The sequence below is a fragment of the Methylocystis sp. S23 genome, from assembly GCF_054106005.1.
In genome coordinates this window covers 1,565,192-1,578,373 of the sequence record NZ_CM134185.1, presented here as the reverse complement: position 1 = coordinate 1,578,373, position 13,182 = coordinate 1,565,192, and the positions used below count along the sequence as shown (strand labels likewise).

9 protein-coding genes are annotated in these 13,182 nt (G+C 66.5%); 5 read left to right on the top strand and 4 right to left on the bottom strand.

Annotated elements, in window-relative coordinates:
* Complete coding sequence (locus ACV7JP_RS07795) at positions 1-1,401, bottom strand: histidine kinase (protein ID WP_457798659.1); 1,401 nt, start codon at positions 1,399-1,401, stop codon at positions 1-3.
* A gap of 63 nt (positions 1,402-1,464) precedes the next feature.
* On the opposite strand from ACV7JP_RS07795, the gene ACV7JP_RS07790 reads away from it, so the two are divergent.
* From ACV7JP_RS07790 to ACV7JP_RS07770, 5 genes are all read left to right on the top strand, one after another.
* Positions 1,465-2,160 carry a fumarylacetoacetate hydrolase family protein gene (locus ACV7JP_RS07790; RefSeq protein WP_457798658.1) on the top strand — a complete coding sequence of 232 codons (696 nt, stop codon included), beginning with the start codon at positions 1,465-1,467 and terminating at the stop codon, positions 2,158-2,160.
* 177 nt (positions 2,161-2,337) lie between these two features.
* Positions 2,338-3,774 carry an MDR family MFS transporter gene (locus ACV7JP_RS07785; RefSeq protein ID WP_457798657.1) on the top strand — a complete coding sequence of 479 codons (1,437 nt, stop codon included), beginning with the start codon at positions 2,338-2,340 and terminating at the stop codon, positions 3,772-3,774.
* A 79-nt stretch (positions 3,775-3,853) separates the two neighbouring features.
* Positions 3,854-6,553 carry an aconitate hydratase AcnA gene (gene acnA, locus ACV7JP_RS07780; RefSeq protein ID WP_457798656.1) on the top strand — a complete coding sequence of 900 codons (2,700 nt, stop codon included), beginning with the start codon at positions 3,854-3,856 and terminating at the stop codon, positions 6,551-6,553.
* Between the two features lie 163 nt (positions 6,554-6,716).
* Positions 6,717-6,950: a hypothetical protein gene (locus tag ACV7JP_RS07775; RefSeq protein ID WP_457798655.1), complete on the top strand. Its 234-nt coding sequence runs from the start codon at positions 6,717-6,719 to the stop codon at positions 6,948-6,950.
* 331 nt (positions 6,951-7,281) lie between these two features.
* A complete protein-coding gene (locus ACV7JP_RS07770) occupies positions 7,282-7,524 on the top strand; it encodes a hypothetical protein (protein ID WP_457798654.1) in 243 nt (80 codons plus the stop codon).
* A 75-nt stretch (positions 7,525-7,599) separates the two neighbouring features.
* Here ACV7JP_RS07770 and ACV7JP_RS07765 read toward each other — a convergent pair whose 3' ends face one another.
* The 3 genes from ACV7JP_RS07765 to ACV7JP_RS07755 all read right to left on the bottom strand — a co-directional run bounded on the left by ACV7JP_RS07765 (position 7,600) and on the right by ACV7JP_RS07755 (position 13,042).
* On the bottom strand, positions 7,600-8,079 hold the full coding sequence (locus tag ACV7JP_RS07765; RefSeq protein ID WP_457798653.1) for a hypothetical protein: 480 nt from the start codon (positions 8,077-8,079) through the stop codon (positions 7,600-7,602).
* Between the two features lie 338 nt (positions 8,080-8,417).
* Positions 8,418-9,827 carry a TolC family outer membrane protein gene (locus tag ACV7JP_RS07760; RefSeq protein ID WP_457798652.1) on the bottom strand — a complete coding sequence of 470 codons (1,410 nt, stop codon included), beginning with the start codon at positions 9,825-9,827 and terminating at the stop codon, positions 8,418-8,420.
* Positions 9,824-13,042 (bottom strand): efflux RND transporter permease subunit, encoded by a 3,219-nt coding sequence (locus ACV7JP_RS07755; protein WP_457798651.1) that lies wholly within the window; start codon positions 13,040-13,042, stop codon positions 9,824-9,826. Before ACV7JP_RS07755 ends, ACV7JP_RS07760 begins: the two co-directional genes overlap by 4 nt.
* Between the last annotated feature and the right edge of the window lie 140 nt (positions 13,043-13,182).

Below are 13,182 nucleotides of genomic sequence, written 5' to 3'. Positions count from 1 at the left end.
CTACGATTGAGCGATTCCGCCGACTCGCAGCGCGATCCGCGTCCCTTTGCCCGGCGCGCTGGCGATGTCGAGCGTCGCGCCCGCAAGCGCCGCGCGCTCGCGCATGCCGGCGAGGCCGAAATGGCCCGGCGCCGGCGCCTCCGGGTCGAAGCCCGCGCCGTCATCCTCGATGAGGAGGGCGGCGCCCGCCCGCTCGACCGACAATGCGACGCGCACGCGGCGCGCGCCGGCATGCAGCTCGATATTGCGCAACGCCTCGCGCAGCACGGCGGCGAAGAGCGTCTCGGTCCCCGGCGCGAGCGGCGCCGCCGCCGCAAAATCGAGCGTCATGGCGACATCGCGCCAGCGCGCCTCGAAGGCCTCGGCGATGGCGCGCAAATCCACTTCCTCGCGCCGCGCCGCGCGAGTCCGGGCGATGGCCTCGCGCGCCTCCCGGAGCCCCAGCCGCGCCTGCGCGTCGAGCGCCGCGAGCGCGGCCCTCGCTTCCGGATCGCTCGTCTTTTTGGCGATCAGCCGCGCCTCGGCGATCATCGTCACGATGGAGCGCGCCAGCGTGTCGTGCAGATCATGGGCGATGCGCAGCCGCTCCGTGGCGACGGCCGCGGCGCGCGCCTCCTCCTGCGCCTTTTCCTGGGCGACGCGCAGGCGACGCTCGGCGGTGACGTCGCGCGCCAACGCCTGGAATTCGCCCCCCGCTTCCGGCCCCAGAAAGCTCACCTCCCAGGCGAGCCAGACCGGGCGGCCCTTTGCGTCGCGGGCGGAAAGCTCGAACGAGCTTCGCGCCTCGGCGGCGCTCCCGAGGCGCCAGGGCGCGCCCTCGGCGGGGAAGAGATCGCTCAGAGCCATGCCGGCGATCGCATCCTGCGGGCGCCCGAGAAAGACCGCCGCCGCGCGATTGGCGAAGACCAGCCTGAAATCGGGCCCGAAGCGCAGCACGAGATTGTCGGACGACTCGACGATGTCGCGATAGAGCGCGTCCGCCGCGCGCAGCCTTGCGGCGGCCGCGGCGGCCTGCTGCCGCAGAATCTGCTTTTCGCGCCGGTCCGAGGCCATGAGCCGGTCGATCTGTTCGCCGGCGTGGTCCGGGGAGGTGACGACGAGAAAGGCGCGCAGGCCGGGATCCCAGAAGATGGAAATCGTCACGCGCCGCGTCCAGGGCGGCGCCCGCATGGACGGCAGGACGAGCTCGCCTCCCTGGGATCGCAAGGCTTCGAGGCTCGCCTCCATATTGAGCAGGAGGGGCGAGTCGCAGGCCGGCGCGCCCTTTGGCGGCAGCCAGTCGCTGAGCGGGCCGAGGCGCCGCGCGACCTTGAGCGTCGCGTCGATCTCCCCAAATCCGATATGCGCGCGCGCGAGGGCGTGGAGAAGGCCAGCGGACGCGTCGTCGTCGGTCTCGATCATTTGCGAAGCCTATCACGAAGATAGCCGTTCGACGCGCGGCGCCGGAGCGTGTAAGGAGGCGCGATGCAGGCCAGCTTCGTCTTCCCCCCGCCGCCCACGCCTTCCGTCGCCGTCGCGGGCGACGCGCGCCGCTTCCCCGTGCGGCGCATCTTCTGCGTGGCGCTGAACTACGCCGCGCACGCCCGCGAGATGGGAAAGGAGCCTGGCGCCGAGCCGCCCTTCTATTTCGCCAAGCCGGCCGACGCCGTGGTCGAGGACGGCGCCGTCATCCCCTTTCCAAGCCTGACCGACGATCTTCATCACGAGATCGAGCTGGTCGCGGCGCTGCATGCGGGCGGCCGGGACATCGCCCCGGCGCGCGCGCTCGACTGCGTCTATGGCTACGCCGCGGGGATCGACCTGACCCGCCGCGACCTGCAGAGCGCCGCGCGCAATTCCGGCAAGCCATGGGATTTTTCCAAGGGCTTCGACCATTCGGCCCCGATCGGCGCGATTCGCTCCGCCGCCGACATCGGCCACCCCGCCATGGGCCGCATCGCGCTCGCGGTCAATGGCGCGCCGCGCCAGCAGGGCGACCTCTCCGACATGATCTGGACCTTGCCGCAGATCATCGCCGACATTTCCCGCTATGTGGCGCTCGCGCCGGGAGATCTGATCTTCACCGGCACGCCCTCGGGCGTCTCGGCGATGCGGCCGGGCGACCGGGCGGAAGGGGAGATCGAGGGCGTCGGCTCCATCCGCGTCGCTTTCGCCTCCTAGCGGGAATCCCGTCATTGCGCGCGCAGCGAAGCAATGACGGAGAAACTCCCCCAAAGCCCGTCAATTGGCGCAAGGCCGGCTGTCGGCGCGCATTCCGCGGCGCGCTCCAGCGTGACGTTTCGCGTCGCGCTGCGATGCGGTAGAAGGCGCCGGACGCTCGCCACGGATTGGATCGCAATGCAAGCCGCCGCCTCGCAACCCCCGGCCGAAATGCGGCAGGTCATGGTCGGACTCGGCCTCGCCATGCTGCTGTCGGCGCTGGATCAGACCATCGTCGTCACCGCCATGCCGACGATCGGCGCCGATCTCGGCGAGCCCGAGAATCTGCCCTGGATCGTGACGGCCTATCTCGTGGCGGCGACCGTGGTGACGCCGCTCTACGGCAAATTCGCCGATATTCATGGTCGCCGCATCGTGATCCTGGTCGGCGTCTCGACCTTCGTCATCGGCTCCGCCGCCTGCGCGCTGGCGCCGAGCATCGCCGCGCTGGCCGCGGCGCGCTTCCTTCAGGGCATGGGCGGCGGCGGGCTGATCGCGCTCTCCCAGACGGTCGTGGCCGATCTCGTCTCCCCCCGCGAGCGCGGGCGCTACCAGACCTATTTCGCCGCCGTCTTCGTCACCTCCAGCGTCGCCGGCCCGGCGCTGGGCGGATTTTTCGCGCAATATCTGCATTGGTCGCTGATCTTCTGGATCAATCTGCCGCTCGGCCTCGCCGCGCTCGTCATCGTCAATGCAAGGCTCAAGCGCCTGCCCGAACGGCGCCATCCGCACAGCGTCGACTATCCCGGCGCCGCTTTTCTGGTCATGGCCTCCGGCGCCCTCGTGCTGGCGCTGGGATGGGGCGGCTCGCGCTACCCCTGGGCTTCCGCGCCGATCCTGGGCCTCCTCGCTTTCTCGGCCCTGGCCTGGGCCGCCTTCGCCCGGCGCGCCCGCACTGCCGAGGAGCCATTGATTCCCACGCGCATTCTGAGCCTGCCCATCGTGCGCGACGCCATCGCCTCGAGCTCCTTCGGGCTGGGCTCCTTTGTCGGCCTCTCGGTCGTGATGCCGATCTATTACGAGACCGCCATGGGCCTGAGCGCCCATGATTCGGGGCTCGCGCTCATCCCGCTAATGGTCGCGACCGTCGTCGGCGCCACCTTCTCGGGCCGGATGATGGCGGTCCTTCATCATTACAAGCGCATCCCCTTGCTGGGGCTCGGCGCCGGCGCGATCGCCGCCGGCGCCGCCGCCTGGAAGGCCGACAGCGCCTCGTTCGCCACCCTGAACGCGCTTCTCGCCCTTGTGACGTTCGGCGTCGGGACCATGCTCCCGATCGCGACCGTCTCCGTGCAGAACGCCGTCGATTCGCGCGATCTCGGGACCAACACGGCGGCGACGCAATTCTTCCGGCAGCTCGGGGCGGCGCTGATCGTCGCGCTCTTTGGCGCGCTGGCGCTGGGCGGCGGCCGCGCCGACTATATTGCGGAGGCGAAGCTTTCGCCCGAGGAGATCGCCCGGTTGATCGGAAGCTTCAAGACGGTTTTCGCGGCGCTCGCCATCTGTATGGCGCTCTCCATGGCCTTCATGGCGCGAATGGAGGAGCGTCCCCTGCGTGGCGAGCGCCGACGCTGACCTATGTAGCGGCTTGTGCCGATGGCATGGAATTTTCTACAAAGGCGAAGCCCGCCTTAACGCCCGCAAGGACATCCTCATGACGTCAGTCGACAGTTTCCAGTCCCGCCAGAAGCTCGTCGTGGGCGACAAGACCTATGACTATTTCTCGCTGAAGGCGGCGGAGGCTAACGGCCTGGAAGGGGTCTCCAAGCTCCCCTATTCGCTCAAGGTCGTGCTCGAAAACCTGCTGCGCAACGAGGACGGCCGATGGGTCACCAAAGACACGATCCTCTCCTTTGCGAAATGGTTGGCCGAAAAGGGCAAGACCGAGCGTGAAATCGCCTTCTCCCCCGCCCGCGTGCTGATGCAGGACTTCACCGGCGTCCCGGCCGTGGTCGATCTCGCGGCCATGCGCGACGCTTTTGTCGCGCTCGGGGGCGATCCGCAGAAGATCAATCCGCTCGTGCCCGTCGACCTCGTCATCGACCACTCGGTCATCGTCGACGAATTCGGCGCGCCCACCGCTTTCCAGCGCAATGTGGAGCTCGAATATCAGCGCAATGGCGAGCGCTATCGCTTCCTGAAATGGGGCCAGTCGGCCTTCGACAATTTCCGCGTGGTGCCGCCCGGCACCGGCATCTGCCATCAGGTCAATCTCGAATATCTGGCCCAGACGATCTGGACCCGAACCGAGGACGGCGGAGAAATCGCCTATCCGGATACGCTCGTCGGCACCGATTCGCATACGACCATGGTGAACGGGCTGGCGGTGCTCGGCTGGGGCGTCGGCGGCATCGAGGCCGAGGCCGCCATGCTTGGCCAGCCCCTCTCCATGCTCGCGCCGGAAGTCATCGGCTTCAAGCTCACGGGCGCGCCGAAGGAGGGCGTCACCGCGACCGACGTGGTGCTCACCGTCACGCAGATGCTGCGCAAAAAGGGCGTGGTCGGCAAGTTCGTGGAATTCTACGGCGCAGGCCTGAATCATCTCTCGCTCGCCGACCGCGCGACCATCGCCAATATGGCGCCGGAATATGGCGCGACCTGCGGCTTCTTCCCCGTAGACGCCGAGACGCTCGCTTATCTCAACACTTCCGGCCGCGCCGCCGAGCGCATCGCGCTGATCGAAGCCTATACGGAAGCGCAGGGCATGTTGCGCCGCTCGACCTCGCCCGACCCCGAATTCACCGACACGCTCGCGCTCGATCTCGCCGACGTCGCCCCCTCCCTCGCGGGTCCGAAGCGCCCCGAGGGCCGCGTGCCGCTGGAGGCTGTGGGCAGGGCTTTCGAAACCGCGCTCGCCGGCGAATATAAGAAGGAGGGCGGCCTCGGCCCGCGACACGCGGTCGAGGGCGCGAATTACGACCTCGGCCATGGCGACGTCGTGATCGCCGCCATCACTTCCTGCACCAACACATCGAATCCGAGCGTGCTGATCGGCGCGGGCCTGCTCGCGCGCAACGCCGTCGCCAAGGGCCTCAAGGTCAAGCCTTGGGTGAAGACCTCGCTCGCGCCCGGCAGCCAGGTCGTCGGCCAGTATCTCGCCAGGTCGGGCCTGCAGAAGTCGCTCGACGAACTGGGCTTCAATCTCGTCGGCTTCGGCTGCACGACCTGCATCGGCAATTCCGGTCCGCTTCCCGCGCCGGTCTCCAAGACCATTAATCAACACGATCTCGTCGCGGCGTCCGTCCTTTCCGGCAACCGCAATTTCGAGGGCCGCGTGAATCCGGACGTGCAGGCGAACTATCTCGCCTCGCCGCCGCTCGTCGTGGCCTTCGCGCTCGCCGGCACGGTGGCGACCGACCTGACCAAGGAGCCGCTCGGCCAGGGCGCGGACGGCAAGCCGGTTTTCCTGCGCGACATCTGGCCGAGCAACGCCGAGATCGACGGCTTCATCCGCGAGAATGTGACGCGCGACCTCTTCCGCGACACTTACGCCAATGTCTTTGCGGGCGACACGCACTGGCGCGCCGTGGCGGCGCCGGCGGGCGAGACCTATGGCTGGGACGACAAGTCGACCTATGTCCGCAACCCGCCTTATTTCGCGGGCCTCGCCAGGGAGCCGAAGGCGGTGAAGGACATTGTCGGCGCGCGCATCCTCGCGCTTTTCGGCGACAAGATCACCACCGACCATATCTCGCCGGCGGGCTCGATCAAGGCCGCCTCGCCCGCGGGCAAATGGCTGATGGACAATGGCGTGGCGCAGGCCGACTTCAATCAGTACGGCACGCGGCGCGGCAATCACGAAGTCATGATGCGCGGCACTTTCGCCAATATCCGCATCAAGAACCACATGATGAAGACCGCCGACGGCGTCGTGCCCGAAGGCGGCCTGACCAAATATTATCCCGGCGGCGAGACGCTTTCGATCTACGACGCCGCGATGCGCTACCAGAAGGACGGCGCGCCGCTCGTCGTCTTCGCGGGCGCGGAATATGGCAACGGCTCCTCGCGCGACTGGGCGGCGAAGGGCACGGCGCTGCTCGGCGTGCGGGCCGTGATCGCGCAGAGCTTCGAGCGCATCCACCGCTCCAATCTCGTCGGCATGGGCGTGCTGCCGCTCACTTTCGAGGCCGGAACGAGCTGGGCCTCGCTCGGCCTCGCCGGCGCGGAAACCGTCGCCATACGCGGGCTCGAAGCGGGACTCACGCCGCGCCAGAGGATCGTTGCGGAAATCGCCTTCCCGGACGGCAGAACGATCTCGGCGCCGCTGCTGCTGCGCATCGATACGCTGGACGAGCTGGAATACTTCAAGAACGGCGGCATTCTGCCTTACGTGCTGCGACAACTTGCCTCGTAAAAGAGCGGTCAAATACTGCCGCTATCGTTGACGGCTCGATTTTCATGCGACATCTTCGTGACGCTCGAGCGTGGGAGCTCCCGCGCCGCCCGAAATGGCGGCGCGAGTCGAAGCGACGCGCGAGAAGCAAAAAATAAGAATCGAAAATAGAGGAAACCTGAGGATGAAGAAGTTCTCCCTTTTCTCGGCCATCGCGATATTCGCGGCGATGACCGTCCCGGCCTTTGCGAGCTGCGACACCCACGCCGAGGACGAGCAGGCCGTCTGCGCTTCCAAATGCGAAGACCAGTATCTGAAGGACCAGCAGGGCTGGACCGCCGACATGACGAAAATCAAGGACAACAAGAAATCCTGCGACGAGAAGTGCGGCTGCCCGCAGAACTCGAAGGGCCTCTAAAGCTATTTTCGTTCCAGCCGAACGAGAGGGCGCGCGATCGGCGCGCCCTTATTTTTTGACCGGGCGCGCTCCCGCCGTGACGAACAATAGGGCGGCCGTCGCTCGATCCGCCAATGGATTCAAGTCCTGGCCGGCGGTCTCGCAGAATCCCTTCGAGACAATCCTGGGCGCGGAAGAACTGTCATATGATCGACGCGCGATTGACACAGCGCTCATCTTCCCCCAGTGTTCGCCCGCTTCGCGCGATATGAGGGCCGTTACTGGATCGGCGGGAGGGTTCTACGCCAGCGCCAAGCAAAGCACCCCAAATGTAGAAAGAGGAAGCGCTAAGATGAACAAATTCGCCTTTGTTGCGGCGGCGACCCTGTTTGCCGGCATGATGACCCCGGCTTTCGCCGATTGCGACACCCGCAAGGCTGACGAGGACAAGCAGGCTGCGGCGGCGTCGAAGTGCTACGACGAATATCTCTCCCGCAAGCAGAATTACGGCGCCAACAAGGACGAGCTCCGCGCCGCCTTCCAGGCCTGCAACGAGAAGGCCGGCTGCCCGCAGAATTCGGACCTGCTGAAGTAAGATCGTCCGGCGACCTCAAGAAAGAGGCTTCGGATCTTTGGGGCGCGCAGTTCATGCGCGCCCATAATTTTTGCCTTACTGCCGATAGACGTTGCCGTCCGGACCCTTCCAGCCATTGGGGTCTTCGTAGAAGCGGTATTCCTCGTCGAAAAGCACCGTCTCGCCCGGCGCCACATATTGCCTGCCCTTGGGATCGGAGCTGCGCGGCGCCGTCACGAAATGCTTGCTCGACGAGCAGCCTTCCTTGAACTTGCCGGCGTCGTCCGGCTTGCAGTCGAGATTGGCGCCCTCGGGAAAGAGCACTCTGGCGTTGAAGAAGATCTCATAGCCCTTCTCGCCCGTGGCGTGCATTTCGAGCTTCTCGGCCATCGTCTGCTTGAAGTCGAGGATCTTGCCCGGCTTGTCGAAACGCTGCTTGAGGAGGTTTTCCAGGATCGCCTTGGCGTGTTCCTCGGTCGGATCGCCGCAGCCGAGCCAGCAGCCGGCCAGCGCGGGGCCGGCGAGCGACGCGGCGGCGAGCGACAGGGCGAAAAGTTTCAGATATGCGCCTCGCATTGCGTTTCCTCTTCCTTGCGCCGCCCGATCATGAGACGGGCGATTGGCGCGCAGAGTAAAACGCTTTGTATGAAATGTCTTCAGATCACGCCGCGATTGGCGGGCGATCGGGTGACGGACGACCAACCTCGCTTTTCATGCCGAGGAGTCGTCAAAGGCGGCGTCTCGAAGCGCGAGGGCGAGCTCCGGATTTCGGGAAATGAAGGCTTCCTCGTCCTTCGAGACCCGAGCTTCGCTCGCTCCTCAGGAAGAGGAAACCTTCACCCGATCGCGGAGAACGTGATCGATTCCAGCGCGCATGGCGCGAAAAGCCGGTTCCTGCTTTTTCGCCGCGCGCTCTAACGTCCGGCGTCGGGCGTATCGGTTCCGCCCCAGAGATCCTTCACCTGATCGAAATGAACGCCGGGGTCATATTCGGCGTCGCCGAGATGCAGCCTCTGCGCCGAAAGGCGCCCCATGGCGGCGAGGACCGCATAGGACGCGACGACTCGTTCGCGCTGGGCGAAGATCAGCCCGATGCGCGCGTTCAGCAGTTCCTGCTGCGCGTTGAGAATGTCGAGCGTCGTTCGCTGGCCGGCCTTGGCCTCCTCGCGCACGCCGTAAAGCGCGCGCTCGGCGGCGGCGATCTGCGTTTGCGCCGCCGCGATCTGCGTCCTCGCGGCCTGCAGCGCGCCCCAATTGCCCCGCACCAGGGCGATGACGTCCGCCCGCGCGGCGTCGACGTCGAGCTTGCGCTGTCCGGCGACCTCCTTCGCCTCGCGCACCTGCGACGAGGTGAAGCCGCCCTCATAGAGCGGCACGTTGAGCCGGCCTCCGATCGAGGCGCCGATATTGCGGTTGTAGATCCCCGACATGTCCGTTTGCGTGAAGACATTGCCGACGATGGAGAGCCTCGGCATGAAGTCCGACTCGATCACCTTGATCGAAAGATCGGCGGCGTCGGCGTCGTGCCGCGCGGCGAGAATGACTGGATGCTCGCTTTCGGCGATGCGCTCGACTTCCTCGCGCGTCTTCGGCAGCAGGCCGTCGACGGCGGCGCCGGGCGCGAGCTTCCCGGGATCGACGCCGATGGTCTGGCGATAGGCGCCGATGCTGGCTTCGAGCGCCGCCCGCGCCTGCCCGACGAGCGACCGCCCCGACGCGAGCCGCGCCTCGGCCTGCGCGACGTCGGTCAGAGTGATCTGGCCGTAATTGTAGCGCTCGCGCGTCTGCCGCAATTGCTCGGTCAGAACCGCGACATTGTTTTCCTGCAATTTGAGCGCGGCCGTGTCGCGCAGCACGTTCATATAGGCCGAGACCGCGGCGAAGAGAATGCGCTGCTCGGTGAGCCGCAGGCGCTCGCGGCCCGCGAAGACGTTGGTCTCCGCTTCGCGCGTGGCGTTCTGCGTCTTGAAGCCGTCGAAGATCGGCTGCTCGATGGAGAAATTGGCGGCGCGCGGAACGCTGGAGCCGCTCTGAACGCTCTTGGTGCTCGCCATGGCCGTGGGGTCGTTGAGGTCGATGTCGACCTGCCGCTGCACATTGCGGTTCTGCTGCGCGCCGATAAAGGCGCCGCCATTCGCGCGCGGCCGCATGCCGGAAAGCGCCTGCGGCACTTTTTCGTCGAGGGCGCGCACGCCGGCGCGGCTCGAATTGATGACGGGACTGTTCCTGTAGGCGCGCAGCAACGCGCCGTCGAGCGTCTCCGCTTGTGCAAGAGGCGCCGCGACGCAGAGCGCGAACAGGAGAGCGCGCCGCGCGTTTCTCACATGGCCTCCCGCGCGCGCGCGGCGTTGAGCGCCTTCTCGTCCTCGCCGAAAAACGCGTAAAGCGCCGGCAGGACGATGAGCGTGAGCAGCGTCGCGCTGATCAGGCCGCCAATGACGACGGTGGCGATGGGACGCTGCACCTCCGCGCCCGTCGAGGTCGCAAGCGCCATGGGCGCGAAACCGAGCGAGGCCACGAGCGCCGTCATGACGACGGGACGCAGACGCGTCATCGCGCCCTTGAAGATCGCGTCCCGCTCAGGCAGGCCGCTCACCATGAGCTGGTGAATATAGGTTCGCATGACGAGGCCGTTGAGCACGGCCACGCCCGACAAGGCGATGAAGCCCACCGCCGCCGAGACGGACATGGGCATGTCGCGCGCCCACAAGGCGAGCACGCCGCCGATGAGGGCGAGCGGCACCGCCGTGAAGACGAGCGCCGCGTCGCGCGCCGAGCCCAGGGCCGAATAGAGCAGCAGGAAGATCATGAAGAAGCAGACCGGCACGACGATCATCAGCCGCGCGCGCGCCGCGGCGAGATTTTCGAACTGCCCGCCCCATTCGATCCAGTAGCCCGGCGGAATCTGCACCTTGGCGTCGACCTTGGCGCGCGCCTTATTGACGACGGAGGCGATGTCGCGCCCGCGGACATTGGCGCTGACGACGACGCGGCGCTTGCCGTTCTCCCGCGAAATCTGGTTCTGCCCGTCGGTCGTCGAAAAGCTCGCGACCTGTTTGAGCTGCACGGTGGAGACGTGGCCCTGCGCGTCGGGCGGCAGCGAGACCGGGATCGTCTCCAGCGCGCCGGCGTCCTCGCGTAGATTGTCGCGCAGCCGCACGATGATCGGGAAGCGGCGATCGCCCTCGAAGATCATGCCGGCGGGCTCGCCGCCGATCGCCGCGCCGATCGTGTCCTGCACGGCGCCGAGCGAGAGGCCGTAGCGCGCAATCGCGCTCTTATCCACCTTGATGTCGAGCACCGGCAGGCCGGTCACCTGCTCGACCTTCACGTCTTCCGCGCCGCGCGTCGATCGCAGGATCGCCGCGATGTGATTGGCGGCCTTCAGCATGGCGTCGAAATCCTCGCCAAAGACCTTCACCGCGATATCGCCGCGAACGCCCGCGAGCAGCTCGTTGAAGCGGAGCTGGATCGGCTGCGAGAATTCATAAGCGTTGCCGGGAAGCTTTTCGATCTCGGCGTCGATCTCCTCGATGAGCTTGTCCTTCGCGAGATGCGGATCGGGCCACTGATCCTCCGGCTTCAGCATGATGAAGACGTCGGTGAGGTTCGGCGGCATGGGATCGGTCGCGACCTCGGCCGTGCCCGTTTTTGAGAAGACGTAATCGACCTGCGGCAGCTTGCGGATGACGTTCTCGATGTCGAGCTGCATCGCCTGCGATTGCGTGAGCGAGGCGCTCGGGATGCGATTCGCCTGCATGGCGAGATTCTTCTCGTCGAGCCTCGGAATGAACTCCTGCCCGAGGCCGACATAGAGAAGCGCGGCGAAGAGAAAGGCGGCGACCGCGACGCCCATGACTTTCACCGGCGCGTCCATCGCCCGGCGCAGCGCCGGCTCATAGAGGCGCTTCAGGCCCTTCACGATGGCGTTTTCCTCCTCCTCGCCATGGCCCGAGACGAAGAGCGCGATCATGGCGGGGAAGAAGGTGAGCGAGAGCGCGAATTCCGACAGAAGCGCGATGATCACGGTCATCGCCATCGGATGGAACATCTTTCCCTCGACGCCCGAGAAGCTCAGGATCGGAAGATAGACGAGGATGATGATCGACTGGCCGTAAACCGTCGGACGCCGCATCTCGACGGCGGCGTCGATCACCGTGTCCAGCCGCTCGTCGGTCGTGAGCGGACGGCCGACGAGATGCTGCCGCTCCGACAGACGGCGCAGGCTGTTTTCGGCGACGATGATCGCGCCGTCGGCGATGAGGCCGAAATCCAGCGCGCCGAGGCTCATCAGATTGGCGCTGATCTTGCCGACATACATGCCGATGGCGAGAAAGAGCATGGTCACCGGAATGACCGTCGCCGTCACCACCGCCGCGCGGAAATTGCCGAGCATCGCAAAGAGCACGAGAATGACGAGGCCCGCGCCCTCGGCGAGGTTCTTGGCGACGGTCTTGATCGTCGCGTCGACGAGCAGCGTGCGGTTGAGGATCGTCTTCACCTCGACGCCCGGCGGCAGCGATTTGACGATTCCCTTCATCTTGTCGTCGACAGCGGCCGAGACGGTGCGGCTATTGGCGCCGATCAGCATCAGCGCCGTGCCGATGACAACCTCCTCGCCATTCAGGCTGGCGCTGCCCGTGCGCAGCTCCTTGCCGATGGAGACGCTGGCGATCTCCCGGACGCGGACCGGCACGCCGCCCCGCGTCGTCGCGACCACATCGCCAATGTCCTCGACATTCTCGAGGCGTCCGCCGCTCCTCACGACGAGGCCCTCGCCATTGCGCTCGACATAGCCGGCGCCGCGGCTGACATTGTTTCTCTGGATCGTCGCGGCGAGGTCGCCGAAGGACAGGCCGAGCGACATCAGCTTCGCGGGGTCGGGCTGCACATGATACTGGCGCACATAGCCGCCGAGCGAATCGACGCCGGCGACGCCCGGCACGGTGCGCAATTGGGGACGGATGATCCAGTCCTGCACGGTGCGCAGATAGGACGCCTGCTCGACCGGCGTGCGCAGCAGCGCGCCCTCGGGCGTGAGATACGCGCCGTCCCTCCGCCAGCCGGGCTCGCCTTCCTTCGCGAGCTTGCGCGGCTCCGCATAGCGCACGGTCCACATATAAATCTCGGAAAGGCCCGTCGCGATGGGCCCGATGCGCAACTCCACCGATGGCGGGAAATCCTCGCGCGCCTGCGAGATTCGTTCATTCACCTGCTGGCGCGCGAAATAGATGTCGACGCCGTCGGCGAAGACCGCCGTCACCTGCGCGAAGCCGTTGCGCGAGAGCGAGCGCGTATATTCGAGGCCGGGAATGCCGGCGAGCGCGTTCTCGATCGGATAGGTGACCTGCTTCTCCATCTCGAAAGCGGAGAGGGCCGGCGCGCGCGCATTGATCTGCACCTGATTGTTGGTGATGTCCGGAACCGCGTCGATCGGCAGATGGGCGAGCGCCCAAACGCCGAACGCGCCGACAAGCGCGACCAGCAGGACGACCAGCCAGCGGCTATGAACCGAAAAGGCGATGATCCGCTGCATCATGGGGCGCTAGTCGCTTGCTTCAACTGAATGGACCGGTTCGGAACCCCACCCTGTCCCTCCCCCTTGCAGGGGGAGGGAACGCCGGCGATCCGCGCCCCGCCAAACCTTGATGGCGCGCAGGAGCGGAACCCCCTCCCCAT

Bases quoted from the DNA above. Each gene is read 5' to 3' on its own strand.
- ACV7JP_RS07795 (WP_457798659.1), bottom strand. From the start codon at position 1,401: ATGATCGAGACCGACGACGACGCGTCCGCTGGCCTTCTCCACGCCCTC.
- ACV7JP_RS07790 (WP_457798658.1), top strand. From the start codon at position 1,465: ATGCAGGCCAGCTTCGTCTTCCCCCCGCCGCCCACGCCTTCCGTCGCC.
- ACV7JP_RS07785 (WP_457798657.1), top strand. From the start codon at position 2,338: ATGCAAGCCGCCGCCTCGCAACCCCCGGCCGAAATGCGGCAGGTCATG.
- acnA (WP_457798656.1), top strand. From the start codon at position 3,854: ATGACGTCAGTCGACAGTTTCCAGTCCCGCCAGAAGCTCGTCGTGGGC.
- ACV7JP_RS07775 (WP_457798655.1), top strand. From the start codon at position 6,717: ATGAAGAAGTTCTCCCTTTTCTCGGCCATCGCGATATTCGCGGCGATG.
- ACV7JP_RS07770 (WP_457798654.1), top strand. From the start codon at position 7,282: ATGAACAAATTCGCCTTTGTTGCGGCGGCGACCCTGTTTGCCGGCATG.
- ACV7JP_RS07765 (WP_457798653.1), bottom strand. From the start codon at position 8,079: ATGCGAGGCGCATATCTGAAACTTTTCGCCCTGTCGCTCGCCGCCGCG.
- ACV7JP_RS07755 (WP_457798651.1), bottom strand. From the start codon at position 13,042: ATGATGCAGCGGATCATCGCCTTTTCGGTTCATAGCCGCTGGCTGGTC.